At 69.8% G+C, this 25,646-nt stretch carries 23 protein-coding genes, 5 pseudogenes and 2 CRISPR repeat arrays; of the genes and pseudogenes, 22 read left to right on the top strand and 6 right to left on the bottom strand.

Annotation, left to right across the window (positions count from 1 at the left end; genetic code table 11):
* Positions 1-220: 220 nt before the first annotated feature.
* Positions 221-955 (bottom strand): dienelactone hydrolase family protein, encoded by a 735-nt coding sequence (locus ABZ117_RS32495; RefSeq protein WP_356826068.1) that lies wholly within the window; start codon positions 953-955, stop codon positions 221-223.
* A 559-nt stretch (positions 956-1,514) separates the two neighbouring features.
* On the bottom strand, positions 1,515-1,919 hold the full coding sequence (locus tag ABZ117_RS32490) for an ATP-binding protein (RefSeq protein WP_356826066.1): 405 nt from the start codon (positions 1,917-1,919) through the stop codon (positions 1,515-1,517).
* A 157-nt stretch (positions 1,920-2,076) separates the two neighbouring features.
* On the opposite strand from ABZ117_RS32490, the gene ABZ117_RS32485 reads away from it, so the two are divergent.
* The 8 genes and pseudogenes from ABZ117_RS32485 to ABZ117_RS32450 all read left to right on the top strand — a co-directional run bounded on the left by ABZ117_RS32485 (position 2,077) and on the right by ABZ117_RS32450 (position 8,186).
* Entirely contained in the window at positions 2,077-2,724 is a 648-nt protein-coding gene (locus ABZ117_RS32485; protein ID WP_356826064.1) for a hypothetical protein, read from the top strand.
* Between the two features lie 275 nt (positions 2,725-2,999).
* Positions 3,000-4,424: a SpoIIE family protein phosphatase gene (locus tag ABZ117_RS32480; RefSeq protein ID WP_356826062.1), complete on the top strand. Its 1,425-nt coding sequence runs from the start codon at positions 3,000-3,002 to the stop codon at positions 4,422-4,424.
* A complete protein-coding gene (locus ABZ117_RS32475) occupies positions 4,421-4,789 on the top strand; it encodes an STAS domain-containing protein (protein ID WP_356826060.1) in 369 nt (122 codons plus the stop codon). Before ABZ117_RS32480 ends, ABZ117_RS32475 begins: the two co-directional genes overlap by 4 nt.
* Positions 4,790-5,038: 249 nt before the next feature.
* Positions 5,039-5,299, top strand: a complete 261-nt coding sequence (locus ABZ117_RS32470) for a hypothetical protein (protein ID WP_356826058.1) — start codon at positions 5,039-5,041, stop codon at positions 5,297-5,299.
* Positions 5,300-5,440: 141 nt separating this feature from the next.
* Positions 5,441-6,508: a cation diffusion facilitator family transporter gene (locus ABZ117_RS32465; RefSeq protein ID WP_356826056.1), complete on the top strand. Its 1,068-nt coding sequence runs from the start codon at positions 5,441-5,443 to the stop codon at positions 6,506-6,508.
* A gap of 114 nt (positions 6,509-6,622) precedes the next feature.
* Entirely contained in the window at positions 6,623-6,853 is a 231-nt protein-coding gene (locus tag ABZ117_RS32460) for a hypothetical protein (RefSeq protein WP_356826054.1), read from the top strand.
* Positions 6,853-7,124: pseudogene (locus ABZ117_RS32455) on the top strand (hypothetical protein). The gene ABZ117_RS32460 and the pseudogene ABZ117_RS32455 overlap by 1 nt, the downstream one beginning before the upstream one ends.
* A gap of 681 nt (positions 7,125-7,805) precedes the next feature.
* The gene (locus tag ABZ117_RS32450; RefSeq protein WP_356826052.1) at positions 7,806-8,186 is read left to right on the top strand and encodes a recombinase family protein; all 381 of its coding nucleotides are present in this window, start codon (positions 7,806-7,808) and stop codon (positions 8,184-8,186) included.
* Between the two features lie 395 nt (positions 8,187-8,581).
* On the opposite strand, the gene ABZ117_RS32445 is transcribed toward ABZ117_RS32450, so the two are convergent.
* Positions 8,582-9,334: an ASCH domain-containing protein gene (locus ABZ117_RS32445; protein WP_356826050.1), complete on the bottom strand. Its 753-nt coding sequence runs from the start codon at positions 9,332-9,334 to the stop codon at positions 8,582-8,584.
* 415 nt (positions 9,335-9,749) lie between these two features.
* Between ABZ117_RS32445 and ABZ117_RS32440 the strand changes: the two genes are divergently transcribed.
* The 12 genes and pseudogenes from ABZ117_RS32440 to cas2e all read left to right on the top strand — a co-directional run bounded on the left by ABZ117_RS32440 (position 9,750) and on the right by cas2e (position 22,118).
* A complete protein-coding gene (locus ABZ117_RS32440) occupies positions 9,750-10,019 on the top strand; it encodes a NucA/NucB deoxyribonuclease domain-containing protein (protein WP_356826048.1) in 270 nt (89 codons plus the stop codon).
* A gap of 27 nt (positions 10,020-10,046) precedes the next feature.
* Positions 10,047-10,550, top strand: coding sequence for a hypothetical protein (locus ABZ117_RS32435; protein WP_356826046.1), 504 nt, complete (start codon positions 10,047-10,049; stop codon positions 10,548-10,550).
* A gap of 281 nt (positions 10,551-10,831) precedes the next feature.
* Positions 10,832-10,924: pseudogene (locus tag ABZ117_RS32430) on the top strand (IS5/IS1182 family transposase); the annotation flags it as partial.
* A gap of 644 nt (positions 10,925-11,568) precedes the next feature.
* Positions 11,569-11,730: pseudogene (locus tag ABZ117_RS32425) on the top strand (sigma-70 family RNA polymerase sigma factor); the annotation flags it as partial.
* Between the two features lie 305 nt (positions 11,731-12,035).
* Positions 12,036-12,549: direct repeats of the CRISPR family, unit length 29 nt; unit sequence GGGACCATCCCCGCGGGTGCGGGGAGCAC.
* A gap of 337 nt (positions 12,550-12,886) precedes the next feature.
* Positions 12,887-15,700, top strand: coding sequence for a CRISPR-associated helicase Cas3' (gene cas3, locus ABZ117_RS32420; RefSeq protein WP_356826098.1), 2,814 nt, complete (start codon positions 12,887-12,889; stop codon positions 15,698-15,700).
* Positions 15,693-17,396, top strand: coding sequence for a type I-E CRISPR-associated protein Cse1/CasA (gene casA, locus ABZ117_RS32415; RefSeq protein WP_356826044.1), 1,704 nt, complete (start codon positions 15,693-15,695; stop codon positions 17,394-17,396). Before cas3 ends, casA begins: the two co-directional genes overlap by 8 nt.
* A 172-nt stretch (positions 17,397-17,568) precedes the next feature.
* On the top strand, positions 17,569-18,093 hold the full coding sequence (casB, locus tag ABZ117_RS32410; RefSeq protein ID WP_356826042.1) for a type I-E CRISPR-associated protein Cse2/CasB: 525 nt from the start codon (positions 17,569-17,571) through the stop codon (positions 18,091-18,093).
* Positions 18,090-19,282, top strand: a pseudogene (cas7e, locus tag ABZ117_RS32405) (type I-E CRISPR-associated protein Cas7/Cse4/CasC). The gene casB and the pseudogene cas7e overlap by 4 nt, the downstream one beginning before the upstream one ends.
* A complete protein-coding gene (gene cas5e, locus ABZ117_RS32400; protein ID WP_356826040.1) occupies positions 19,279-20,004 on the top strand; it encodes a type I-E CRISPR-associated protein Cas5/CasD in 726 nt (241 codons plus the stop codon). Before cas7e ends, cas5e begins: the two are co-directional and overlap by 4 nt.
* Positions 20,004-20,780: a type I-E CRISPR-associated protein Cas6/Cse3/CasE gene (cas6e, locus tag ABZ117_RS32395; protein ID WP_356826038.1), complete on the top strand. Its 777-nt coding sequence runs from the start codon at positions 20,004-20,006 to the stop codon at positions 20,778-20,780. The genes cas5e and cas6e overlap by 1 nt, the downstream gene beginning before the upstream one ends.
* A gap of 4 nt (positions 20,781-20,784) precedes the next feature.
* The gene (gene cas1e, locus ABZ117_RS32390; protein ID WP_356826036.1) at positions 20,785-21,771 is read left to right on the top strand and encodes a type I-E CRISPR-associated endonuclease Cas1e; all 987 of its coding nucleotides are present in this window, start codon (positions 20,785-20,787) and stop codon (positions 21,769-21,771) included.
* Entirely contained in the window at positions 21,768-22,118 is a 351-nt protein-coding gene (gene cas2e / locus ABZ117_RS32385; RefSeq protein WP_356826034.1) for a type I-E CRISPR-associated endoribonuclease Cas2e, read from the top strand. Before cas1e ends, cas2e begins: the two co-directional genes overlap by 4 nt.
* 97 nt (positions 22,119-22,215) lie before the next feature.
* Positions 22,216-22,610: direct repeats of the CRISPR family, unit length 29 nt; unit sequence GTGCTCCCCGCGCCCGCGGGGATGGTCCC.
* A 265-nt stretch (positions 22,611-22,875) separates the two neighbouring features.
* Here cas2e and ABZ117_RS32380 read toward each other — a convergent pair.
* The 3 genes from ABZ117_RS32380 to ABZ117_RS32370 all read right to left on the bottom strand — a co-directional run bounded on the left by ABZ117_RS32380 (position 22,876) and on the right by ABZ117_RS32370 (position 24,672).
* A complete protein-coding gene (locus ABZ117_RS32380; RefSeq protein WP_356826032.1) occupies positions 22,876-23,628 on the bottom strand; it encodes a hypothetical protein in 753 nt (250 codons plus the stop codon).
* A 368-nt stretch (positions 23,629-23,996) separates the two neighbouring features.
* The gene (locus tag ABZ117_RS32375; protein ID WP_356826030.1) at positions 23,997-24,131 is read right to left on the bottom strand and encodes a hypothetical protein; all 135 of its coding nucleotides are present in this window, start codon (positions 24,129-24,131) and stop codon (positions 23,997-23,999) included.
* A 373-nt stretch (positions 24,132-24,504) separates the two neighbouring features.
* A complete protein-coding gene (locus ABZ117_RS32370) occupies positions 24,505-24,672 on the bottom strand; it encodes a hypothetical protein (protein WP_356826028.1) in 168 nt (55 codons plus the stop codon).
* Positions 24,673-24,980: 308 nt separating this feature from the next.
* Here ABZ117_RS32370 and ABZ117_RS32365 point away from each other — a divergent pair, with 308 nt between their 5' ends.
* Complete coding sequence (locus ABZ117_RS32365) at positions 24,981-25,214, top strand: hypothetical protein (protein WP_356826026.1); 234 nt, start codon at positions 24,981-24,983, stop codon at positions 25,212-25,214.
* A 227-nt stretch (positions 25,215-25,441) separates the two neighbouring features.
* Positions 25,442-25,646: pseudogene (locus tag ABZ117_RS32360) on the top strand (hypothetical protein); the annotation flags it as partial.

The raw sequence follows: 25,646 nt of genomic DNA, 5'->3' as shown, positions 1-25,646 counted from the left end.
CCCGCGAGGCGCAACGGGACTGATCGTCTTGGCATTGGCGGTCACCACCGTCACTGGGAGACCCCGAATGCGCGGAGCGGTGCCGATCCTCCCACTGCCGTCAAGCAATGGCTCCCTAGTTGGTGGGGGCGTGTCGGGCTGCGCCCGCCCCCACACCGGCTTTGAAACATCGCTAGGACTGGGGAGCCATGTGCTTCGGGTTAGTTTCCGAGCCGGAACCTCAGAAGTTGGCCAGGGTGCGGTCGAGGAGGGGCAGCAGGCGGTCCCAGTGGCGCTGCAGTGCGGCGGCGTTGAAGGCGTCGGTGTCGGACATGGTGAAGCCGTGGGTGGTGCCGGGGTAGATCTCGGAGGTGTAGCCGACCCCCGCGGCGTCCAGGGCCTGGTTGAGCTCGCCCAGGGCCTCGGGCGTCAGGTCGCCCTCGGCGTGGCCGAGGTGGACCTGGGCGGTGAGCTTGGCGAGGCTGTCGGGTCCGTCCGCGCCCACGGGACCGTGGAATGCGGCGACGGCGGCCACCTGGTCGGGATGGGCCACGGCGGTGCGCACCGCCAGGAGGCCGCCTATGCAGTAGCCGGTCACCGCGACCGGTCCGGCGCCGACCTCGGGCTGGGTGGTGAGGAACCTGAGGTAGGCGTCGGCGTCGCGCAGGACACGTTCGGCGGTGTGCGCCTCGATCAAGGGCATCAACTGGGCGAAGACCGCGGGGCGGGCCTCTTCTCCGATGTGCTCGGGAAGTGCGATCACAGGTGCCGGGCCGTGCCGGTAGAAGAGGTTGGGGACGAGCACGTAGTACCCGTGCGCGGCCAGTTCGCGGGCCATCTCCCGCAGCACGGGCCGGATGCCGAAGCCGTCCGGGTACATCAGGACGGCTGGGTGCCGCTCGCCGTTGTCGGGGAAGGCGGCGAAAGCGTCGGCCTGGCCGTCCGCGGTGGGGATGTGCAGCATCTTGGTGGGCATGAGTTCTCCTGTCGTGGTTGACGTGTCGAGCTGTGATCAACACGACAGGAGGCGGAGCCCGCGCAGCAGCGCCGGATCCTCGATCCAACAGCGGGCCGGCTCCGGCCCGTACGGCGCTCAGAGGAGCGCCGGGTCACCAATCCGTGTGTGGCGCAATGCCGTCCCGGTAGTCATCGCCGCACAACGTAGCCCACTGGACAGGATCGATGCCAGTCCTCCCCAGTCCACAGCACTGTTCATGAAAATGATCTTGGTTAGCCCCTGTCGACGCGCTGCCCATGACAGCGATACCGATCTTGTGTCTGCTCGGCCCTCACCACACATCGAAGGCCCTGTTCGAATTCCGAGCTGGGCAACGGGATCGAAAACAGGCACCTCAGGTCTGACGGCCCGCGTCTCTCACTCCGGTGAGGGCTCCTGGTCGAAGGTGAACAGGCCGCAGGGCACGGCCCCAGCCGGCACGGGGCCCGGATGAGGCGAGCTGGTGTCAGCTCATGCGCCAAGTCGCGTCCTCCCGTAGTGGCAACCATGCCGATCCACGCCCAGAGGGAGGACGTCCTCACGGAGCGATGCTGAGTTCGGCCCAGACTGTTTTGCCGGGCTGGCGCGCGGTGACGCCCCAGCGGTGCGCGAGCCGTTCGAGGAGCAGCATGCCGAACCCGCCGGGCTCCGTGTTCCTGGTGACACGCATGCACGGCCAGCGGTCGCTGTCATCGCTGACCGCGATGCGTAGCATCCGGCCGTTCCAGGAGAGTCGGATCAGCGGTGGGCTGGCGCCGTGGCGGATGGCGTTGGTGACCAGTTCGGAGACGAGGAGTTCGGCGGTCTGGACCACCCGGTGCTGGTGCAATGGGCCGCCAAAACCTTCCACGCAGTCGCGGACCCAGTGCCGGGCAGCCGCGATGCTCGCCGTCACAGAGGGGAAGCGCGACTCGCAGGATGGGGTGGTCGGTTCGCCGTTCACGAGGTTCCTCCAGCCTGGGTGGCGGCCCTGCTCTGCCGCCGGCTGGTTGTGTACAACCGGTCGCAGTCGTCTGTCGGGTTACCCCTGCCTGCCTGGTGAACCATTTGTGTCCGTCGGGTGACGGGCTGATCCTGTGAAGGGTTGATCGGCGCACTACGTGGTCTTCGACCTGGTGCACGCGGGAGCAGACCTGACCGGCTGGCCGTACGTGCGGCGGCGCTCGGCGTTGGAGACGCTGTTCGAGGACCACGGCCTGGCCGCGCCGTTGACGCTGTGCCCGTCGACCACCGACCCGGCCGTGGCGCAACAGTGGCTGACATGGACTACGGCCGGGCTGGAGGGCTTGTGCTTCAAGCGGCTCGACGAGCCCTACCGGCCCGCGGCGCGCTCCTGGCGGAAGTGCAAGGTGCGGGTCACCACGGAGGCCGTCATCGGCGCCGTCACCGGCTCCCTCGCCGCTCCCCGGACGGTGCTGCTGGGCCGCTACGACACCGCGGGCCGCCTGCGATACGCCGGCCGCAGCACCACGCTGTCCCAGGCCGCCGGCCACGCCCTGCCCGACCGGCTGTCCCAACCGACGGGCACGCATCCGTGGGCGGGACGGACGCTCACCGCAGTGTGGGGAGCGCAACGGACCCTCGGGGTGCACCTGGTTCAACCCGACGTCGTCCTGGAGGTCGCCGTCGATGTCGCCCGCGACGCCTCGGGGCGGTGGCGGCACCCCGCCCGGCCACACCGCATCCGCACGGACATCGACGTGGCGCAGGTGCCGCCGTTCGGCGCAGACGGGATCAGGTGTGCCTAGGCGTTGCGGGACCGGCCGGAAGTGGACGACATCGCGGGGGAGTGCGTGGGCACTGTCACGTTGGCTGACCGCGAGCGCGTACGTCCGTGGGTCACGGGCTTCTTCCGCAAGCTTCTGGACCGGCCGCTCAGCGGCGCCTCCTGAACGGTGACGCTGGGGGCGTTCGGTAAGGTTCCGGGGTGCTGGCTGTCTGGTCGGTGCCTCCTGGGGGGGATGACGAGACGAGGAACATGCCGGAGCAAGCGAGCCCGCCTGCGATAGCACCGAGCGGGCCTGTGGCCGCGCCGGTCGAGGCGGCGCGGATGGCGGCGGTGCGCCGTTACGACATTCTCGACACTCCGCCGGACGGCGCCTACGACAGAGTCGCGGCGCTGGCGGCACGGTTGTTCGAGGTGCCGGTGGCGACGGTGACGATCGTGGACGAGGACCGGATCTGGTTCAAGGCCGCGCACGGCCTGGAAGGCGTCAGCGAGATCGGCCGCGATCCGGGCCTGTGTGCCTCGGCGGTGCTCACCGATGACACCACCGTCATCCCCGACACTCTGCTGGACCCGGTCGCCTGCTCCAACCCGCTGGTCGCCGGACCGATGGGAGTACGGTTCTACGCCGCCGCTCCGATCATCACCGCCGACGGGTACCGGCTGGGCACGGTCAACATCCTCGACACCCGCCCCCGCGAGATCAGCGAGGCCGATGCCTCCACCCTCGAAGACCTGGCCGCGGTAGTACGTGACCAGCTTGAGCTGCGGCTGTCGGCACTGAACGCGGTACGCGCCGAGCAGGAGCGCCGCAAGATCGAGCAGGAGAAGCGCCAGGCGGAGGAAGAGGCCCGCCAGCGTGCGGAGCGGGACAAGGCGGCCATCGCCGCGTTCGCCTCCACCCTGCAGCGCACCCTGGTGCCCCCGGCACTGCCCGCGGTACCGGGCCTGGAGCTGGCCTGCCATTACAAGACCGCCTCCCCGCAGGAAGTGGGCGGTGACTTCTACGACGTCTTCCCCGTGGGCGGGGGCCGGTGGGCGTTCTTCCTGGGCGATGTGTGCGGCAAGGGCGCCGAAGCCGCCTCGATCACCTCACTGACCCGCTACACGCTGCGGGCCGCAGCCCTCGTCGACGCGGACCCCACGGCTGCGCTCAAGGCCCTGAACACCGCGCTGCTGCTGGACCCGGCGGTCGGCACCCGCTTTTGCACAGCCGTCTTCGGCATGCTCGATCCGGCCCGGGACGGCGGTTTCACGGTCACGCTGGCCACCGGCGGTCACCCGCCCGCCTACCACCTGAGCCCCCTCGAGGGCGGCGGCGTGCGGGTGGAGGCGGTCCGCGCCAAGGGGGGCATGCTGGTCGGCGCGTTGGCCGAAGCCGCCTTCGCCTCACGCACCCTGCGCCTGGCACCCGGCGAGGGACTGCTGCTGTACACCGACGGGCTGACCGAGGCCCGCACCGCCGATGGCCGCATGCTCGCCGACACGGGACTGACCGACTTCCTGGCCCGGCGCCCGGCGCCGGTCAGAGCCCGCGCCCTGATCGACGACACCGTCGCACTCCTGGACACCCTCCCCGACACCGAACGCGACGACGTGGCCCTGCTGGCCCTGTCCGTCCCCACCCCCGATGCTGCTCCCGCCGGCATCACCACCACCGCCCACAGCGCCGCCGCCCCGACCGCCGACGTCTCCGTCGGGCAGGAGAACCCACGCCCATGACCGACGCATTCCACATCGACGTCCCGCACACCGACGGTGCCCTGGCCGTGATCGCCCTGTCCGGCGAGTTCGACATCGCCGCCGCACCCGCCGTACGGGCCCGCGCCCTGGAACTCATCGCCAACGGCCACCCTGACCTGGTCGCCGACCTCGCAGGCGTCACCTTCTGCGACTCCTCAGGACTGGGCGCCCTCGTCGGCATCTGGCGCTGCGCCAAGAACGCCGACGGCTCCCTGACCCTGGCGGCCATCCCCGACCGGCTGAGCCGCCTGCTCAGCGTCACCGGGATGGACACCTTCCTGCCCGCCTACTCCAGCGCCGACGCCGCGCTCGCCGCACGCCAAGGCAACCGCACCACCGCCTGAAACCCCTCGCTCGCCAGTCAATAGCTGGCTAGCACTCCACAGCCCGGCCTTTCTCACGCGGCCGGCGCCCGGGCATGGCCAAAGGCGCGCCGCGACCAACGTACTCGTTGCGACGCGCTCCCGGTCGACCGAGGCGGACCTGTCGACGTCGATCGCGTCGAACACGCTCGGCCGCCACCCTCAAGAGCGCGAACAGCTCGGCGCCCTCCTGGAGGCCCTCGACCGATCGCGCCGCAGGTGACGTGTCCGGTGAAGGTGGAGCGGCTGGCGGTGTCGTCGTCGGTCGGGCTCGGCGTGTCCACCGGGGGCGAGTACCTTCCCGCTCGCCAGGTACAGCACATGCAGGACGCGGCCGAACTGATCACCCACCAGGCGCTGGGCCACTACGACCGCGCCGAGGCCGCCGCCGCGTACCGCGGCAGTTCAGGCGAGATTGCGCTCGATCTGACCGGCTGCCGTGAGAGTGGCTGCTCACAGCCACTGGACTTGACTGTTTGCCATGGAAATTGACCTGCGGGTCGTTCTGCCGCTGTAGGCCGGACAGCGGATGCGCTGCTCACGTCCAGCGTGTAGTTGCGAGGGAATCGCACCTGGTCAGGGCACGTATTACGGTGATGGCTGCAATCGGGTGAACCTGACACGGTAGGTGTCATGGACAGCGGCGAGCACTCCCACGGGCACGGCCACGATCACGAGCACGGGCTGCATCGCGAGGAGCACGGACACGGTGGTTCGCGCTGGTCGCGGCTTCGCCACCAGTTCGGGCACATGGTCACCCCGCACAGTCATGAGGCCAGGGACAAGGTGGACTCCGCGATGGAGACCTCCCGTGAAGGCATGCGCACCCTGTGGCTGTCGCTGGCCGTCCTCGGGGCGACCGCGGTCGTCCAGGCCGTGATCGTGGCGCTGTCGGGATCGGTGGCGCTGCTGGGCGACACGATCCACAACTTCGCGGACGCGCTGACCGCCGTCCCGCTCGGGATCGCGTTCGTTCTCGGGCGGCGCGCGGCGAACCGCCGCTACACCTACGGCTACGGCCGCGCCGAAGACCTGGCCGGCATCGCCATCGTGCTCACCATCGCCGCGTCGTCCGCAGCGGCCGCCTACCAAGCCATCGACCGACTCCTGAATCCCCGCGACGTCACCCACCTGTGGGCGGTGGCCGTCGCCGCGGTGGCGGGGTTCATCGGCAACGAGTGGGTGGCCCGCTACCGGATCCGCACTGGCCGCCGCATCGGGTCCGCCGCCCTGGTCGCCGACGGCCTGCACGCCCGCACCGACGGCTTCACCTCACTGGCGGTGCTGCTCGGTGCCGGCGGCGCCGCGATCGGTTGGCGCTGGGCGGATCCCGTGGTCGGCCTGCTCATCACCCTCGCGATCCTCGCGGTCCTCAAGGACGCCGCCCGCGAGGTCTACCGACGGCTGATGGACTCCGTCGACCCCGAACTGGTGGTCGCTGCCGAGACGGCGCTGCGCGAGGTCGACGGCGTGCTGGACGTCGGACAGGTCCGGATGCGCTGGATCGGCCACTCCCTGCGTGCCGAAGCCGACATCGTCGTCGACCCGCACCAGACCGTCGTCCAGGCCCATGCGGTGGCCGTGAACGCCGAGCATGCCCTCATCCACACCATCCCCCGCCTGACCGCCGCCACCGTCCACACCGACCACATCACCCACGGCAGCGACCCCCACGCCCCCCTGGCCCACCACACCGGCTGAACACAGCAAGCCTCCGCTCATCGGACAGCGAGACGGTTTCCTCCGGAGTGCTCCCAGGCCGGGTTGCCCGGCGATACCGCGGTGAGACGCCAATTCTGCCCCCTGGAGCTCTTGATGAGCGAACAGCCGGCCTCCGCCGACACCGCCCGGCAGCTGGAGCCCGCGGTTGCTGAAGCGGTGCGCGCGTACGCGGCCAGGACTCGCGAGAACGCCGACCGGTTCGCCGCCGTCCTGGAGGACATCGCCACCAGCGGCCTGCCCGACCCCGAGCAGTGCACTCCGTGGGAGGAGCTGCGCGAGGCCCACCTCGCCCGCCTCGCCGCTCAGCGCCCGGCCGTCGCCTGATGCCCGCACATCACGGCCCGCGTCGCGCCCGGACCGTTTTCTCGACCTCCGCCGCGAAGCAGCTGGAGATCCTGACCAGCGAGGCTCAGATCCACGCCCTGGACCGCGCCCTGGTCGTCGTCGCGGTGGACCCCGAGGTCGGCGAGCCGATCCCCGGCGACACCGCTGGCCCCCGCTGCGGGAGTACGTCGACGAAGTCGAGCGCGTACGGTTCCTGTACTGGGTGACGGCTCTGCGGACCGTGGTCGTCGTCGCGTACCTCGAGGTCTGACCGCCGAGGGAGCCCCGGTCCGGTTCAGTGGCCAAGGACACGGAGCGATCGACCGGGTGCCGCACACCGAAAGGGCCCCCGCGTCTCCCGGTCCGCCGGGGCGGGTGGTGCGGGGTACCGACCGGCAGAGGCCGCCCCGTGAGAACGCCTGCGCCGCGCTGAAGGCCCCGGGCGCCCTCCGGCGCCCTTCCCCTCATCCCCGCCCGGGGCGCGGCGAGCGCTCGAAGGCGTAGCAGAGCCTTTTCCGGGGTGATGGGGGCGGCGCGCGGTGCCGGCCGTCGTCTGCCACTCGGCACGGGCACCAGCACATCGGGCCGACCTTCGGCATCGCCGTCGCGGCCAGCGCAACCGGCTCGGCGGTTTCAACCATGAGCTCTACTCTGCTGATCCTGGCCTCACTCGCCGCTCTCGGCCTGCTGCCCGCGTCGCGGCTGCCCCGGCGGCCGGTTCACCAGGAAGGAGACGACACGACCGCCTCACGCCCGGCGCAATCACCAACACCACAAGCGGCACCCGCTCGACACACAAACAGTTGAGCAACCGCCGAACACATCCAGGCTGATCCGACGTCGACACCGTGAGCGGTGCGAAAGCGTCGCGGCCGAAGCTTGACCTCGTGCTGCAGTTGTTGCGCGAGGGCGACACGTTGAAGGTCACCGGCTCTCCCGCTCCGTGCTCCACATGGTGACGCTCGGCGCTGACCTGCGCGAGCGCGGCGTCGGGCTGCACGTGATCGAGCAGGGCATCGACACGTCCACGATGGAGGAACGGGCGATGTTCGGGATGCTATCCGTGCTGGCCGGGCTCCAGCGCGAACTGATCGTGGCGAACACCAACGACGGGCTCGCCTCCGCCCGCGCTCGGGGCCGGGTTGGCGGACGCCGGCCGAAGCTCACCGAGGACCAGGCCGCGCTCGCCCAACGGCTCTACGACGAGCGGGAGAAGGCGGTCAAGCAAATCACCGACATGTTCGGCGTGCCGCGGTCGACGATGTACGGGCACCTCGACAAGACCAAGACCGTGCCCCGCCAACCCAAGAAGACCGCGGTCACGAAGTCTTGATCGCTACTTTGCGGCTGGTGTCTGAGATAGGACTCCAGGGCCGTTACGCGCCGGCTGCGCATCAACGCGGCCGGTGTCCACCAGGAGTCGGATGAGTTCCGGTATGTCGAACGTCGCCATCGCCCCCTACGCCCAGGCGCGGCCGTGCTGAGGGGGAACGGCACAGTGTGCCGTGTCCCACGGTGTGACCTGAGTGGAACGGACGGGGGTCGGCTCCTACGCGATCGAGGTCGATGCCGACATCGAACTGGACGCTGCTGTGCCGGTGGACGTCGTGGTGGGGCGGGTCGACTCGTCGGAACCCGCCTGGCTGGGACAGGTTCGATATATGAACTCTGTTTGGTCAGAGGCTTGTCACCACCCTGCGCCCCAGTCGTCGCTGGTGCCTCCGCGGTTCAAGCGGCGCCCGTCTTGTCGTTGATCTGGAAGGTGATCAGGTCGACTTCGTCGGTTCCCGCCAGATCTGGGTAGTGGCCCTTGAGGCGTTCCCGGAGTTCGGTTGCTGTCGTCAGCCCCTCGCCCTGGGCGTCCTGGTCGGTGAGGTCGCTGACCAGGCAGTGCCTGACGCCGGTCACCTCTGCCGGCAGGACGACTTCGGGGTCGCTCTCGAACACGAGCCGTGCCGGCCCGAGCTGGGCCGGGTCCCGGAAGCGGGTGGTCTTGGTCTTGGTGCCGGAGCGAACGTCTTCGAGGTAGCGGGGGTGGAACCGGATGATCGGGGGGCCGGCCGTCTCGGGGTCTTGGTAGAGCGATGGGTCGAGACTGTCCATGCCTGCCGGGGTCCATCGCTGAGTCAGCGGCATCAGGTCGGCGGCGAGAACGGACCTGGGCCCCGCGGGCGTGGGCACGATGACACGCATGGTGGGGTAGTAGTCCACGAAGACCTGCCGATCGCGCCCGCACGGGCCGATGACCCCACGCCCGTGGTTTCCCACGGCAACGATGCAGCGCATCTGGCGGGCGCCCTGGGCTCGTGCGGCTCCCAGAGCCACGAGTTCGGCGCAGGGTCCGCCGGTGAAGTGGTAGAGGTTCACGCCGGCGAACATCCGGTAGTCGGCGGCCATGACTGCGGCGCCCATCGTGTGGATCCCGTCTTCGTCGGGCCCGGCGTCGGTATGCGCGTCTATGATGCGGCGTGCCAGCTCCACGAGCTCACGCTCGTCATCATCGAGAGCTCGTGCAGACGACGGTACGTACACCTTTTCAGCCTTCCCTTCCGTCAGTAGTCGCCGAAGAGCATTCCACGCCACGCAGGTGGGCTCCACGGGATTTCGGCTTGCCTTCGCTGCGCCCCTATGGTGGTCCCGTGGCAGGGATGGAGCGCCCTGGCTGAGGCTGGTCGCTACTGTTGGCGGCCCTGGTCGCCGACGTCGCGTTCGGCTGATCACGGGCCGATCCGCTCGCGTGTCCGGCCACTGCCGCGCTCGCGGTGAGGAGGGGCCGGGCGCGCGGCGTGGGAGGGCGCTGCGAGGTTCCAGCGGCCGTCGGGCCCCCGGACGCCTGGGGTTGCGCTCGGGATGCGACTGTTGATCTTGACGTAGGTCGCGGGGAAGAGGGCATGGCGTGAGCGGTCACCCGAACTGCTCGCGCACCCGGCCACGTCGTTCGGTGGCCGCCCCTTGGCCGGGCAGCCGGCACCGGCCCGCGGGCAAGGAGTGCGACGAGTACCCCTTCGCCTCCACGTGGCAGGGCGCGTCCACCGGCGGCGGCAAGTTCAACTGGCGCATGATCCCCAAAGCGCAGAACCAGGGCGGCGGCAAGGCTCTCGCCAACTTCTACCTCTACAACCGGATCCTGGAGAAGGATAAGTTCCTCGTCTGGATCAAGAACTAGTCACCCGCCGAGCATCCGGGACGTGCCATGACCGAGCAGGCCGTGCACGGGCAGCAACTCGTGCCTGTGCACTACCACCAGTTCAGGATCAGTGATGAGGACGGCCCCGCCGGCCCCGACCTGCCCCGCCGGCACAACGGCCTGGTCGAGGTGGAGGACGGCATCGCCACCGTCCTCACCGGCATCCACACCGGCGACGTCGACGTCACCGACACCTTCCACACCGACGCACCCCAGCCAGGGGACGCCGAGTGGGAGGAGGTCGTCGAGGTCTCGCTGCACTCGGTATCGGGTGGACTGATGGTGCGGGGCCTGATGGCCGACCTCGACGAGGAACTGCCCGCGCTGTCCTTCGACGGCCCCGGCGACTACCGGCTGCGCGTCCACGCGCGCGGCCGGGACACCGCCATCGACCTTGCTCCGGATGACGTCACCGAGTGGTACCTCATCCAGGTATGGCCCGCACCGCCCCAGGAGGCCGCGGCGCTGCGCCGGACCGACAACTACGGCGCGTCTATCCGATCAGAGTGATCGCGGGTGGGGAGGCGGTTGTTCGGCCATGAGCGAGGTGGGCCCCGGATGCCATCAGGGGCCCACCTCGCTCCATGGCGCCGTCACGTGGCCCAACTGCTGCCCGCATCCCGTGCCGGGACTGATCGCCTGCCGCTCGGGGGAGGGACAGGGATAAGCCGGCGATCCCGAGATCGGTGTCGGGCCGGCAGAGGGTGCAGGCACTTCGTCCGTGCCCACCGGCGTGCCGTCGGGGCCCGGCAAACGGGGCCCCGGCCGGCGAGATGGCCGACCACGCCTTCGGACAGTCCTGCGGTGGGCTGACCACGAAGATCCACCTCGCCGCGGACAACCGCTGTCGGCCGCGTGCCTTCCCCCTCACGCCGGTGCAGGCCGCGCTCACGGACGTTCTCAGCCGATGCCCGGACGCGCCCGTCCCCGTCACCCCGGCCCGCTGACCCGCGGCTGCGAACGCAGTGCACCTTCCCGTGCGTCGCAGACGCACGACGCACTCAGCACCCCGCGCCACGGGCCTCCTCGAGCCGGCGCCCACACCTGAGGCACAGCGCTGCGTGGTCGTCGCTGGCTCCGTAACCGTTTGATGATGGAACTTGGCGCAATCGTTCCGATACTGAACGTTATTTTTTTGGGGGTTGGCTTGCACGTTTCGGCCCGCTGAGGCGCTGATGGGGTGGAGGTGGTTGTCACCTCTGGTGCCGGGGGGTGGGGGAGGGTGCGGCACCTGGAAATGGAACAGGTATATGGGGAGGACCCGTGCAGCACACTGCTGCCGCGTGGTTGTTCGAAATCGCGCTCGCCCTCAGGGTGTTCGGCCCGGACGTGGTCCGCGGTTGCCGTCGGCTGCTGACCGCCGGCGTCCGTATCGGTATCACTCAGCTGACCGGTGCCCGCACTGCGGTCCGTCCCGGCGAGCCGGACCGGGAGGCATCGTGAGCAGCGAGCAGGGCACGGAGGACACCGGCGGCGTGGTCGGTACCCCGCGTGCGGTATCGATCGACCAGTGGCCGTCGCCGCGCAGATGTCGTACTGGGGGTTCCACCAGCAGCGCCGCGTGGACTACATGCGCTACGCCTACCTCCAGCTCGGCTCCGACGCCGACGCCGAGGAGGCCGTCGACCTGGCCTTCGACCGGATCATGGACCACTGGCTTCGCATGCTTCAGATGGAGAGCCTGGAGGGCTACGCGTGGACGATCCTCAAGCGCCGCATCATCGACATGCACCGCAAGCGCCGGCGCCGCCCGGAGCTGATGGAGACCGCCGCCTTCGAGGCCGCGCTCGCCGACCATGTCGACTACCCCTACGACACGCTCACCGACGCCATCACCCTCTACGCCGCAGTCAGCGCCCCCAGCGAACGCCAGCGCGACGCAATCCTGCTGCACTACGGCATGGGCTTCACCGCCGCCGAAGCCGCCGAAGTGATGGGCAACCAGGAAAGTAACCGCCAGCAGCACGCATCTCCTCTTGAGGCGACCTCGATGACGGGACCATCCACGCAGGTGCGGGGAGCACTTGACCCGTGAACACGAGCAGGGTGACGGCGGGACCATCCCCGCTGGTGCGGGGAGCACCGGGTCATCCTGGACACGAAGAAGCTGACCGGGGGACCATCCCCGCGAGTGCGGGGAGCACTGCTCACCGGGCTCGCCGCGGTCATCGCCCTGGGGACCATCCCCGCGGGTGCGGGGAGCACGCGCTCTGCGAACTTCAGGCGGCGATCGACAAGGGACCATCCCCGCGGATGCGGGGAGCACCCATCCGGCCCTTCGAGGAGCGGTTCCCCGTCGGGACCATCCCCGCGGGTGCGGGGAGCACAGCCCGGGAATGGGCAGGCGGTCCGCCGCGAGGGGACCATCCCCGCGGGTGCGGGGAGCACCAGCGCGCGCTGGACGAGGCTGGAGAGTGGGCGGGACCATCCCCGCGGGTGCGGGGAGCACCCTGGGGAGGAAGGGGCCCGGTCGCAAGGGGGGGACCATCCCCGCGGGTGCGGGGAGCACTCTTCGTGGCCTGTGGGTTTACGCGGTGGGGGTGGTGGTTTGGGCAACTTTCATAGTTTCCGGCTAATTGTGCATATAGGGCATTTGTTGTGGTGGTCGGCGGTCCGATTTTAGGGTCGCTGCGGTAGGGGTGTCTGCTGGTCGATCAGTTCTGCCGGCAGTTCCTGTTCGTTTTCTTCAACGGGCTTCGCGCTGGCTGTGGGTGTTGTATTCATCTGGCATGACAGGTGAGGGGGGCGCCCGGGCGGGGCTTCGTGCCCGGTTGGGCGGGCCGGTGCTGAGTGTGTGGGCCAAGCACGACCGTGAGGGGGATGGTTGGCTGCCGTTGTGGCGGCATATGGAGGACTGCGCCGCTGTGGCCGGGCGGTTGTGGGATGAGTGGCTGCCGTTGTCGGTGCGCAGGCTGATCGCCGGTGGGCTGCCGGACGGGCAGGCGGATGCCCGCCGGCTGGTCGTGTGGCTGGCTGGTGTGCATGACATCGGGAAGGCGACGCCGGCGTTCGCCTGTCAGGTGGATGCGTTGGCGCAGGTGATGCGCGGGCATGGGTTGGAGATGCGCTCGCGGGAGGCGATGGGTGCGGACCGCAGGCTCGCGCCGCACGGGCTGGCCGGGCAGGTGCTGCTGGGGTGGTGGCTGGAGGAGTGCCATGGCTGGACGGTGAAGCAGACCGGGCAGTTCACGGTGGTGGTGGGCGGGCATCACGGGGTGCCGCCCGAGCATGGTCAGATCCAGGTGTTGGAGCGTCATCCGGATCTGCTGCGCACGCAGGGTGCGAGCCGGTCGCTGTGGAAGCAGGTGCAGGACGAGCTGCTCGAGGCCTGCGCGCAGGAGTTCGGTGTCGGTGAGCGCTTGGCGGCCTGGAAGACGGTGAAACTGTCGCAGCCGGTGCAGGTGCTGCTGTCCGCTGTGGTCATCGTCTGCGACTGGATCGCCAGTAACAGCGACCTGTTCCCCTACTTCCCCCAGGACGTGCCCCGCACGGGCACGGAGCGTGTCGCGGCTGCCTGGCGCGGACTGGACCTGCCCGGTCCCTGGCGGGCCGAGGAGCCGGCCGGGGACGTGGACGGGTTGTTCACCTCCCGGTTCGACCTGCCGGCGGGCGCGCGGGTTCGCCCGGTGCAGGAAGCGGCTGTCGCACTGGCGAGGGAGATGGACGAGCCGGGGCTGATGGTGATCGAGGCGCCGATGGGGGAGGGGAAGACGGAAGCGGCGCTCGCGGTGGCGGAGATTTTCGCCGCGCGGTCGGGGGCGGGCGGTGTGTTCTTCGCGCTGCCGACGATGGCCACCGGCAACGCGATGTTCCCCCGCCTGCTGCGCTGGCTCGACCGTCTGCCGGCCCCGCCCGCAACGCGCTACTCGGTGCTGCTCGCCCACTCCAAGGCTGCCCTCAACGACGACTTCGTCGACCTGATGGGCGGCGGCCGGCGGATCGCCGCCATCGACGTGGACGGTTACGGCACGCAGCAGTGGCGGCCGTCGGATTCCAGCCGTGCCGCTGCGGGCGAACTTGTCGCTCATGCCTGGCTGCGGGGGCGGAAGAAGGCCATGCTGTCGTCGTTCGTGGCGGGCACTATCGACCAGCTGCTGTTCGCCGGGCTCAAGAGCCGGCATCTGGCATTGCGGCACCTGGCGATCGCGGGGAAGGTCGTCGTCATCGACGAGGCCCACGCCTACGACACCTATATGAGCGTCTATCTCGACCGAGTGCTGTCCTGGCTGGGCGCCTACCGGGTGCCGGTGGTGGTGCTGTCCGCGACGCTGCCCGCCGGCCGCCGCAGGCAGCTGGCCGAGGCATACGCGGGCAAGACAGCCGTCGCGGACCAAGCCCCCTTCCATGCTGTCGCCTGGGCCGGCGACTATCCGCTGCTGACGGCGGTCATCCCCGGCGGCACGCCGCTGATGCGGTACCCCGCCGGCTCGGGCCGCGGCACGGACGTCGAAGTGGAACGGCTCGATGACGACGTGCACGTCCTGGCGGACCGGCTGGAGAGGGAACTCGTCCAGGGCGGCTGCGTTCTGGTCGTGCGCAACACCGTGCGCCGGGTCCTTCAGGCAGCTGCTGTGCTGCGACAGCGCTTCGGGACCGACAACGTCACCGTCGCCCACTCGTGCTTCGTCGACGTCGACCGTGCCGCGAAGGACGCCGCGCTCCTCAGCCGGTTCGGGCCGCCGACAGCGAAGACGGACCGGCCGCAGAGGGCCCACATCGTCGTCGCCAGCCAGGTTGCTGAGCAGTCCCTGGACGTCGACTTCGACCTGCTGGTCACCGACCTTGCCCCGGTCGATCTCCTGCTGCAGCGCATGGGACGCCTGCACCGGCACCTGCGCGGCGGCCAGGAGCAGACCGAGCGGCCCGAGCGGCTGCGCCAGGCACGCTGCCTGGTCACCGGCGTCGACTGGACCGCCCCCGTACCCGCACCGGTACGCGGTTCGCTCGCCGTGTACGGGGCGCACGCGCTGCTGCGCTCCGCCGCCGCCCTGCTGCCCCACCTCGACGGCGGCCGGCAGCACCCGGTACGGCTGCCGACGGACATCAGCCCCCTGGTGCAGCACGCCTACGCCGACACTTTTCACGGTCCGGCCGGCTGGGAGGAGGCGCTCGAAGCCGCCCGCACACGCCACGATCAGCATCGCGCGGACCAGGCCGAGCGGGCTGCGACGTTCCGCCTCGACGCTGAGGGCCGGCCCGGCCGGCCGGTGTTCGGCTGGGTCGCAGCCGGCGTCGGTGACGCGGACGACACCCGCCAGGGACGGGCCCAGGTACGCGACAGCCGCGAGAGCCTGGAAGTCGTGGTCGTCCAGCGGCGCGCCGACGGCACACTCGCGACGCTGCCGTGGCTCGAGCCGGACCGCAAGGGCCGCCTGCTGGCCGGGCTGCCCCTGCCCACCGACCAGGTACCGACCACGCTCGCCGCCCGCACCGCGGCCAGCTGCGGGCTGCGACTGCCCATCCAGTTCAGCTACGCCGACGTGATGGACCAAGCGATCGACGAACTCGAGGAACTCCACATTCCCGCCTGGCAGGCGAAGAACAGTCCCTGGCTCGCCGGCCAGCTGATCCTGCCGCTCGACGAGGACTGTCAGACCCGCCTGGCAGGCTTCTTTCTCCGGTACAGCCCCAGTGACGGTCTTGAGGTGACCCGTGCCTGAAACGGAACCGAACAGCAGCAGCAGTGGTGGTGGGGGAGTGCTGTCGTTCGACCTCACCGGCCGCCCGTGGATTCCCGTACTTGGTCGGGACGGCAGTCAGCGGGAGGTGTCGCTGCGCGAGGTGTTCGAACAGGCGCATGGTCTGCGGCGCGTCGTCGGTGACCTGCCCACCCAGGAGTTCGCCTTGGTCCGGCTGCTGCTGGCCGTCGCGCATGACGCGCTCGACGGGCCCCGCGACATCGACGACTGGGCCGACTTATGGGCGGATGAGGCCTGCTTCACGCCGGTCGGGGCGTATCTCGAACAGCACCGGGCACGGTTCGACCTGCTGGATGCCGGCGCGCCGTTCTTCCAGACCGCCGGTCTGCGCACGGCGCAAGGCGAGGTGTTCTCCCTCAACCGGATCGTGGCCGATGTCCCCAACGGGGAGCCGTTCTTCACCGCCCGCATGCCCACCGTCGAGCGGCTCACCTTCGCCGAGGCGGCCCGGTGGCTCGTTCACGCCCACGCCTATGACACCTCCGGCATCAAGACCGGTGTGGAAGGCGATGCGCGTGCCAGGGGAGGCAAGGTCTATCCGCTCGGTGTCGGCTGGGCCGGCAACCTCGGCGGGGTGTTCGTCGAGGGCCGCACCCTGCGCGAGACGCTGCTGCTGAACCTGGTCGCGGCCGACACCGCCAACCTTGAGATCGACGACGCGGACGCTCCCGCGTGGTGCAGGCCGCCGTGCGCCCCGGGTGGCGCCGAGCGCGCCCCGACGGGCGTGCGTGACCTGTACACGTGGCAGTCGCGGCGCCTGCGCCTGCACTTCGACGCCTCGGGCGTGCACGGCGTCGTTCTCGGCTACGGTGACCCGCTGGGCCCGCGGGACCGTCAGCACCGGGAGCCGATGAGCGCCTGGCGGCGCAGCCGGGCGCAGGAGAAGAAGCTGAAGAAGACGCCGATCTATCTGCCGCGCGAGCACGCGCCCGAGCGTTCCGCCTGGCGCGGGATCGGCGCGCTGGTCGCCGACCAAGCCGCAACCGCCCAGGGTCCGGAGCCTGCCGACTACCTGCGGCCGGGAATCCTGGAGTGGGTGGCTCGCCTGGTGACGGAAGGCGAACTGGACTCAGGCTTCATGATCCGGGCCCGGATCGTCGGCGCACGCTACGGCACCCAGCAGTCCGTGATCGACGAGATCGTCGACGATCACGTGGCCATGGCCGTCGTTCTGCTGCACGAGCGGGACCGGCGTTACGCCGAGCAGGCCGTCGCCGCCGTCGGTGACGCCAATCTCGCGGTCAACGCGCTGGGCGACCTGGCCGCCGATCTGGCCTGGGCGGCCGGCGCGGACACTGAGGGGCCCCGTTCCACCGCCCGCGATCTCGCCTACGGCCTCCTCGAGGCCCCTTACCGCACCTGGCTAGCCCATCTCGCCGACACCGACGACCCCTACGCGCAGCGCACCGCCTGGCAGCAGCAGGTGTACGCCATCGCCGGCCGCACCGGCGACCAGCTGATGGCCGCGGCCGGAAACGCGGCCTGGCAGGGCCGGATCGTCCAGCTCAAACACGGCACCGAGTGGCTGAACTCCTCCCTCGCCGGCAAGTGGTTCCGCGCCGCCCTGCACAAAGGCCTGGGACGCCCCGGCCTGGATGACCAGCTGCGTGAGACGGACGCAAGCCCGGCACCCACCACCGTGAAGGCACCCGCATGACCACCGAATCCGCACCCGCCACTGTCACCGCCCGCGAACGGGTGACCCGGCTCGCCGCCGACCACATCACCGCCTGGCAACGCGGCTATCTCGCCGACGACTCCCATGCTGTCGCATCCCTCGCCCGGCTCCGGCGCGGCGCCGGACGGCAGGCCGGACAGCTGCCCGATCTGTGGACGCTGATCGACACCGGCCCGCTGCACCACACCCCCGACGGCGCCCGGCCCCTGAGCGAGCGGGAACTGGAGCAGCCGAGGACGCCCTGCACGTCGCCCTCACCCTGTACGCGCTGCACCAGCAGTCCCGCCGCACCGGCATGTACCAGCCCGACCGGCCCGACAGCCGCCAAGGGTTGGGGGCTGCTGTGCGGCGGATGATGAAACCCGGCGAGATCGACACGCCCGTGCACAAGCGCCTGGTCCGCGCAGGCACCGCCGCCGACCTGGCCATCTGCGCCCAGCGGCTGCGCGACATCGTCGTCCTGCTGCGCCAGAGGGACATCGCGCTCGACCACGCGCTGCTCGCCGGACAGCTCTACACCTGGCAGGGGCCCGGCGGCGCGGACACCGTCCGCAGGGAGTGGGGCCGCTCCTTCCACGCCTGGCACAACAGCATCAACGACGCGCCCCCAGACCCGGCCCCCGTCGACCGCGACACCACCGCCCGCACCACGGACACCGACAAGGACGCCTCGTGAACCGCATCTTCCTCGACGTGCACGCCCTGCAGACCGTCCCGCCCAGCAACCTCAACCGCGACGACACCGGCGCTCCCAAGAGCGCGGTGTACGGGGGAGTGCCGCGCGCCCGCGTCTCCAGCCAGGCGTGGAAGCGGGCCACCCGCACCTACTTCAAGGACGAGCACCTGCTGGACGCGAGCGAGCTCGGTGTGCGCACCAAGAAGATCGTGGAGGCGGTCGCCGCCCGGATCACCGACCTGGATGCCTCCCTCTCCAACGAGGACGCGCTGCGCATCGCGGACGAGACGGTCAAGGCCGCCGGCCTGAAGACCGAGGTCCCCAAGCGCAGGGCGAGCGCTACGAGGACGGTGAGCCAAAACCGGCGCCGCAGTCGAAGTACCTGGTGTTCCTCAGCGCCCGCCAGCTCGACGCCCTGGCCCGCCTCGCCGTCGACGGCGCCACCGACATCACGGCCTACCTGGGGAACAAGGAGAACAAGGGCAAGGCCAAGCAGCTCGCCGACAGCCACCACTCGGTCGACATCGCCCTGTTCGGCCGCATGGTCGCCGACGCCGCCGACATCAACGTCGACGCCGCCGTCCAGGTCGCCCACGCCCTCAGCGTCCACCGCGTGGACAACGAGTCCGACTACTACACGGCCGTCGACGACCAGAACACCGAGGAGGAGACCGGCGCCGGCATGATCGGCACCGTCGACTTCAACTCCGCCACCCTCTACCGCTATGCCGCCCTCGGCGTACACCAGCTCGCCGCCAACCTCGGACAGGGCCTGCGCGAGAACGAGCCGCGGACCGACCCGGTCCGCCGGGCCGTGGAGGCCTTCGTCCACGGCTTCGTCGCCTCCCTGCCCACCGGCAAGATCAACACCTTCGGGCACCACACGCTGCCCGACGCCGTGATCGTCAAACTGCGCACCACCCGGCCCGTCAGCTTCGTCGCCGCCTTCGAAGACCCGGTACGCGGCGAGACGGGCGGCTACGTCCGCGAGGCCTCCGAGCGCCTGGCCCAGTACATCCCCGACATCGAACGCGCCTACGGCGACGAAGACTCCACCCTCACCTGGGTGCTCCGCGTCGGCCCCAACACCCACAAACTCGCCGGACTGGGCACCGAGGCGACGAATCTCACCGAACTCGTCACCTCCGTGGGCCAGGCCGTCGCCGAACGCCTGGAGAAGCCCGCATGAGCGTGCTGACCCTCCTCCTGGCAGGCCCCCTGCAAGCCTGGGGGGCCTCGGCCCGCTTCACCCGCCGCACCACCGAGTCCGCCCCCACCAAGAGCGGCGTCATCGGCCTGCTCGCCGCCGCGGCCGGCATCGAACGCGGCGACGACGACAAACTGGCGCCGCTGGCCGCCCTGCGCTTCGGCGTCCGCATCGACCAGCCCGGCACCCGCATCCGCGACTTCCACACCGCCCACCACGGTGTCACCGGCAAATCCATGCCGCTGTCCGAACGCTTCTACCTCGCCGACGCCGCCTTCGTCGCCGCCCTCGAAGGCGACCACCAACTACTCACGGCCTTGCACCAAGCACTGCGCAACCCCGTCTACCCGCCGTTCCTCGGCCGCCGCTCCTGCCCGCCCTCCCACCCCGTCGAACTCGGCCTGCACGAGGACGACGGGGTGCTCGACGCACTGCAGCGAGAACCCTGGCAGGCCTCGCCCTGGTACCGCAGACACCACCGCGGCCACGAGGAGGTCGAACTGACCGTCCTGCACGAAGCGGACAAGCACGACCAGCACAAGGCCGACATGCTGCGCGACCAGCCGCTCAGCTTCACCCCCGAACACCGGCGCCACGCCCTGCGCACCCAGATCGCCTCCAGCGTGCGCATCCCCCACCCTTCCTCCACCCGGCACCTGCCCCGCCACGACCCCTTCGACGCCCTGGACGAAGAGAGCGCCTGATGCACCTCACCCGCTTCCGCGTGAACACCGCGCGCTCCGGCGCCCGCCGCCTGCTCTCCTCCCCCCAGGCCATGCACGCCGCCGTCATGTCGTCCTTCCCGGCCCTGCTGCCCACCGACACCCCCCCACCAGACGGCCCGCGCGTGCTGTGGCGGCTGGACCACACCACCCGCGCCGAAGTCATGCTCCACATCGTCAGCCCCGACCGGCCCGACCTCACCCACCTCGTCGAACAGGCCGGCTGGCCCGCAGCAGCCGCCGCCGACCCCAACCAGCCGGGCTGGCAGAGCCGCCCCTACGCCCCACTCCTCGACCGGCTCACCACCGGACAGCGCTGGGCGTTCCGCCTCACCGCCAACCCCGTCCACCACGCCCGCCGCAAGGACGACGAACCCACCAAACGCACCGCCCACCTCACCGGCACCCACCAGATGGGCTGGCTCCTCAAACGCCAGGACACCTGCGGCTTCCGCGTACTGGAGAAAACACACGCCACCCGCCTCCTCCCCCGCGGCACCACCCACACCAACCAGCCCCACCACGGCGACCGCTACGAACTCACCGTCCACGACAAACGCACCCTCGCCTTCGACAAACACCCCCATCCCCAGGGCGGCCGCCGGCCGCCCGTCAGCCTCGTCACCGTCACCTTCGACGGCCGCCTCGAAATCACCGACCCCCACCTGCTGCGCCGCGCCCTGACCCAAGGCATCGGCAAAGCCAAGGCCTACGGCTGCGGCCTGCTCACCCTCGCCCCGCTGCCCACGGCGAGGTGAACCGGTGACCACCGTCTCCCGACGCCCCGCACTCACCCCACGCCACCTCACCCGCACCGGCGAACGGCTCTCCTTCATCTACCTCGAACGCTGCACCGTCCACCGCGACGCCAACGCCATCACCGCCGAAGACGCCGACGGCACCACCCACATCCCCTCAGCAACCATCAGCACCCTCCTCCTCGGCCCCGGCACCCGCATCACCCACCAGGCCATGAGCGTCCTCGGTGAAACCGGCGCCGCCGTCTGCTGGGTGGGAGAACAAGGCGTGCGCTACTACGCCGGCGGCCGCGCCCTGACCCGCTCCTCCGCACTCGCCGAAGCACAAGCCGTGCAATGGGCCAACCCCCGCAACCGCCTCGCCGTCGCCCGCGCCATGTACCGGCTGCGCTTCCCCGACGAGGACCCCGCCGGCCTCACCCGCAAAGAACTCCTCGGCCGCGAAGGCAGCCGCCTCAAAGACTGCTACCGCGCCCAGTCCGCCCGCACCGGAGTCCCCTGGCGCGGCCGCCGCTACACACCCGGCGACTTCACCAGCGGCGACCCGGTCAACCAGGCCATCACCGCCGCCGCCCAATGCATGTACGGCATCGCCCACGCCGTCGTCGCCTCCCTCGGCTGCAGCCCCGCCCTCGGCTTCGTCCACTCCGGCCACGAACTCTCCTTCGTCCTCGACATCGCCGACCTGTACAAAACCGAAATCGGCATCCCCCTCGCCTTCGACATCGCCGCCCAGGACGAACAGGACATCGGCCCCCGCACCCGCCGCGCCCTGCGGGACCGCATCAACGACACATCCCTGCTCGACCGCTGCGTCAACGACATCAAACGCCTTCTGCTACCAGAAACACCCCCGACCGAGGCCACGAACGACGACCACGACGTCGTCACCCTCCACACCGACGGCGGCCGCACCGTCCCCGCCGGCCGCAACTACGGCGACGGAACCGACCCTCACGACGCCAACGACTACACGGACATCACCTGGTGACCGTCCTCGTCCTCACCAACTGCCCACCCGGCCTACGAGGCTTCCTCACCCGATGGCTCCTCGAAATCTCCGCCGGCGTCTTCATCGGCAACCCCTCCGCACGCATCCGCGACCTGCTCTGGAACGAAGTCCAGCAGTACGCCGGCCAAGGCCGCGCCCTTCTTGCCCACACCACCAACAACGAACAGGGCTTCACCTTCCGCACCCACGATCATGCCTGGCATCCAGTCGACCAAGAAGGCCTCACCCTGATCCGCCGCCCCAACACCCAAACTCCATCGAGCACCACGACTGCTCCCCGGAAAGGCTGGAGCAACGCCTCCAAACGACGTCGATACGGCAGGTAGAAGTGTCCCCATTATTACTTTTTACGGAGCTTCGCCGGAATCGGTGAAACTGGCTCACAACGGCCTGTCTCCGTGACAAACCCGCAGGTCAAGAAGAGTGCTCCCCGCGCCCGCGGGGATGGTCCCGTGGGCGCCTGGGGGTCCGCGATCCACCGGTAGTGCTCCCCGCGCCCGCGGGGATGGTCCCCCCACCATCCGCACCCACAGCCGCGTCACCGAGTGCTCCCCGCGCCCGCGGGGATGGTCCCTACGACCGCGACGGGGACGGCGTGGTCGAGTCGTGCTCCCCGCGCCCGCGGGGATGGTCCCTGGCGCTGGAGATCCTCGCGCTGCCCCAGGATGTGCTCCCCGCGCCCGCGGGGATGGTCCCGGGCCCACGCCCGGCGGCATCCCGACGACCATGTGCCTCCCGCGCCCGCGGGGATGGTCCCGTCCTGTCCGGCAGGGCCGAGAACTCCGAGACGTGCTCCCCGCGCCCGCGGGGATGGTGCGATCTCTCGGGTTGGTGTCAGTGGTGGTGAGAGTCGGTCGCGCTGGTCCAGGGGTTCGTGTTACGGGGCTGCTCAGTGGGTGTTTGTGGGTGGGTGGGCCGCTGTATGAGGTGAGAGGTTGAGGGGTGGGATCGCTGTCGTGGGGCTTTATTGCATGGCGGCTGATGTTGTCTCAGATCCGAGAGTTCTCAGACCGGGCGTCGGCCGACCACCAGGGCCGGGCTGGCGGTCGGTCGACGGCACTCTTCTTCGGCGACTGCGGATATTCACGACTCAGACGGCCCCCCGTGGGCCGCCACGATCTTCCACACGGGGATCAACCCGTCCTTGGTGACTGCGATACCGATCCTTTGCTGAGGATCTCTGGTCCCCTTCTGCTTCTCCCGCGACTCTGTGTCGCTGACGAGGGTGTTCAATCTGCCGGCCAACTCGTGGAGAGCGGGATCAAAGACGGGGGATTCCTCCTGGACCGTGGCGAAGTAGCCGCCTGAGCCACCCGCCTTGGCGTCCACGGCTGTGACGAAGCAGCCCATGCCCGCGCCAGTGCAGTCGTAGACGCCACCCGACGTGGTATAAGCCCGCCACTCGCCCGCGTCCTCATTGATGCGAAGGTGCGAACCGAGCTCGTCGTCCGACATCACGTCCAGGTCGGTCAAGGTGTTGACGTCCACCAGTTCTTCGAGCCGTTCGGTGTCGAGCACGTCTCTTTTCCAAACTGGCAGGAACCCGGACCCGGTCCGAAGGAGACCGATCTGGATGTCGTCCCGGCCGTGGTTCTGCCGTCCGGTGACCTGGGTGTCGTCCGCCACACGATTGAGACTGACGGAGAGTTCGTCCAGAGCGGCGTCGAACTCCGGCAAGGTCCGAGACCTGCGGTTGAACAGGAACCTCGGATGCTCCGCCTTGTCAGTGACGTGTGCGCTGCACCGAGTTCCCTCTCCGTAACACCAGACGATTCCCGACCCTTCGCTCCCCTTCTTGTTCGCGACCACCGATGCGGAGTTTTCAGAATCCGTCATTTCCGTTCCTTCTCTTTCGGACACGTTCGGCAGGTACGGATGCACTGATTGTGTTCGGTCGGCGGCGAAGGTGCCCGAAGACTGACATCGCCCAGGCATTAGCGGAAGCTGCGGAGCGCCTGAGGGTTCCCCGTTCCCGCTGTGCCCGGAGCGGCTGCCGTACCGCGACCTTGGGCTGTGGAGCTGAGCGAGGCCTTCCCTGCGCCGGCCGGCCGCTCGTCAACGCCGCGACAGCACCGGCTGACAGCCCCCGCATGCGCCGATTCAGGATGGCCCCTGGGGCCTCGTCGTGTCTGCCGGGCCTCCGGCCCCCACCAAGTACCGGCGCAGCCACATGACAGCGCGGCAGGGCGCCGCTCTCAGACGGCCTAGCTGCTGCCCGCTCTCGTCGCCCAGTCGTTAGCGAACCCCAGAGCTTGGGCGACCTCCGCATCCGACTTATCGTCAAGGGAAATCATGCTGTTCGCGAATCCGCCCACTTCGCCGATCTTCTTCATCACCATCTCGGTCTCCCTAATTCGGTCCGTTAGATTGATTCGAGGCTGCCCCCGTGGTTGCGGGCGTCCCGTCGAGGCGATGCGGTGGTGCGTTGTGACCTAACTCGTGAACCACTCGCCAAGTGGTCGGCGAAGTCGAGAGCCTGCGCGATCTCCGCATCCAGCTGTTTCCATCCGGACCATTTTGAGATGAAGCTAGCAACGCTTCATTCGCCTCGCCATTTCAGTTAAGCTTTCTGGGTGACTGAGCAGATTTATGCTCTTCCACCCTCAGCTTGGTGTGGCCACCCCCGGGCCCCAAACCCGACACAAGGCGAATAATGCTTGGAGGGGGGTTTGTTGGTGTGCCGAGTCCTTGCTGCCCGGTTGGCCGTCGCGGTCACTGCCGGGTGCGGTGGGGCCGGCTCCACGGGTCGGCGACGGCTGGGGCGGTGGGCAGGCGTTCGGCGGCGAGCTGGGCGCGCGGCGCCAGCACCGGATGGGTGTCTCGCGTGCGGGACGTGGTGGCGCGGTCGGGTCCGGTGCCCAGCGGGCGGCGGTCGGTCATCGCCCGATCATCGCGTGTGGTGGTTACTCCTCAGTTTCCCCATTCGGCCCATGAGGCCTCTTACGGGACCCGAGGCGTGCTGGCAGAGTCGGATCCGTCGCAGCGCCGTCACCCATCCCCACGCCTACCACGTGACGAGGCACACGGGGTGTCCAGGAGTTGGTCAGAGGGCCTTGCGGGGCTAACCCCCGCATCCCTGACTCTGAGGCCGCCCTGTCCGGGAGCCGTCCCGTGACCCAAGGGCAAAGAGGGCTCGCCCTTCACCCGTCCACGCGGACCGTCCGCGTGCTGATCCCTAGGGGGAAACCATGTCCACGCTCGCTCTGCTGGTCGTCGTGCTCCTGGTCCTGGTCGTCACGCTCATCGTCGGGGCCGTGGTCTACGCGGTTCACCGCCGCCCAGCTCTCAGCACCCCGGTCACGGCCGGCATCGCCACGGTCGCCGCGGTCGCCGCAGTCCTCGCCGTTGTCGTCGCGGTCGGTGCCGGCTCGGCGGGTGCCGGCCCCGACCGGGGGACCGGCCATGTGCGCCAGCAGCCCTGACAACCCCTGCCCAGGAAGTAGTCGGCGTGCCACCCGGCGCGTGACGGGCCCTGCGGCCTGCTGTTTTCCCCTCACCGCGCCTGGGGGTCGGTGCGACCAGAGCCGCGACCAGGAGCGCGACGTGAGGCGCGAGCAGAGCTGCGACCAGAGCCGCGACCAGAGGTGCGACCTGGAGAAGCCGTAGCGGGCGTCGGCGCTACGTCCAGGCGCGGGCGGGCGGCGATCCAGTGCTGGAAGGTGTCGTCGGTGAGGGCGTCCAGGAGGAGGTCCGCGGCGCGCTCGGGACTGATCTGAGCCTTGCTCGCCCCGTCCGCGATCCAGGCGCTGAGCCGGGCGACGCCGTCGAGGTGATCGTGACGGTCGCCGTCAACCTGATGAGCGCCGCCGCCGTGAAGCTCGGGCTGAGCGAGGAGGGCGAGTCGTACAAGGACC

Source organism: Streptomyces sp. NPDC006309, assembly GCF_040613095.1.
GTDB lineage: Bacteria > Actinomycetota > Actinomycetes > Streptomycetales > Streptomycetaceae > Streptomyces.
Note: the sequence above shows the minus strand (reverse complement) of the source record. Positions and strands in the feature narration are given on the sequence as shown.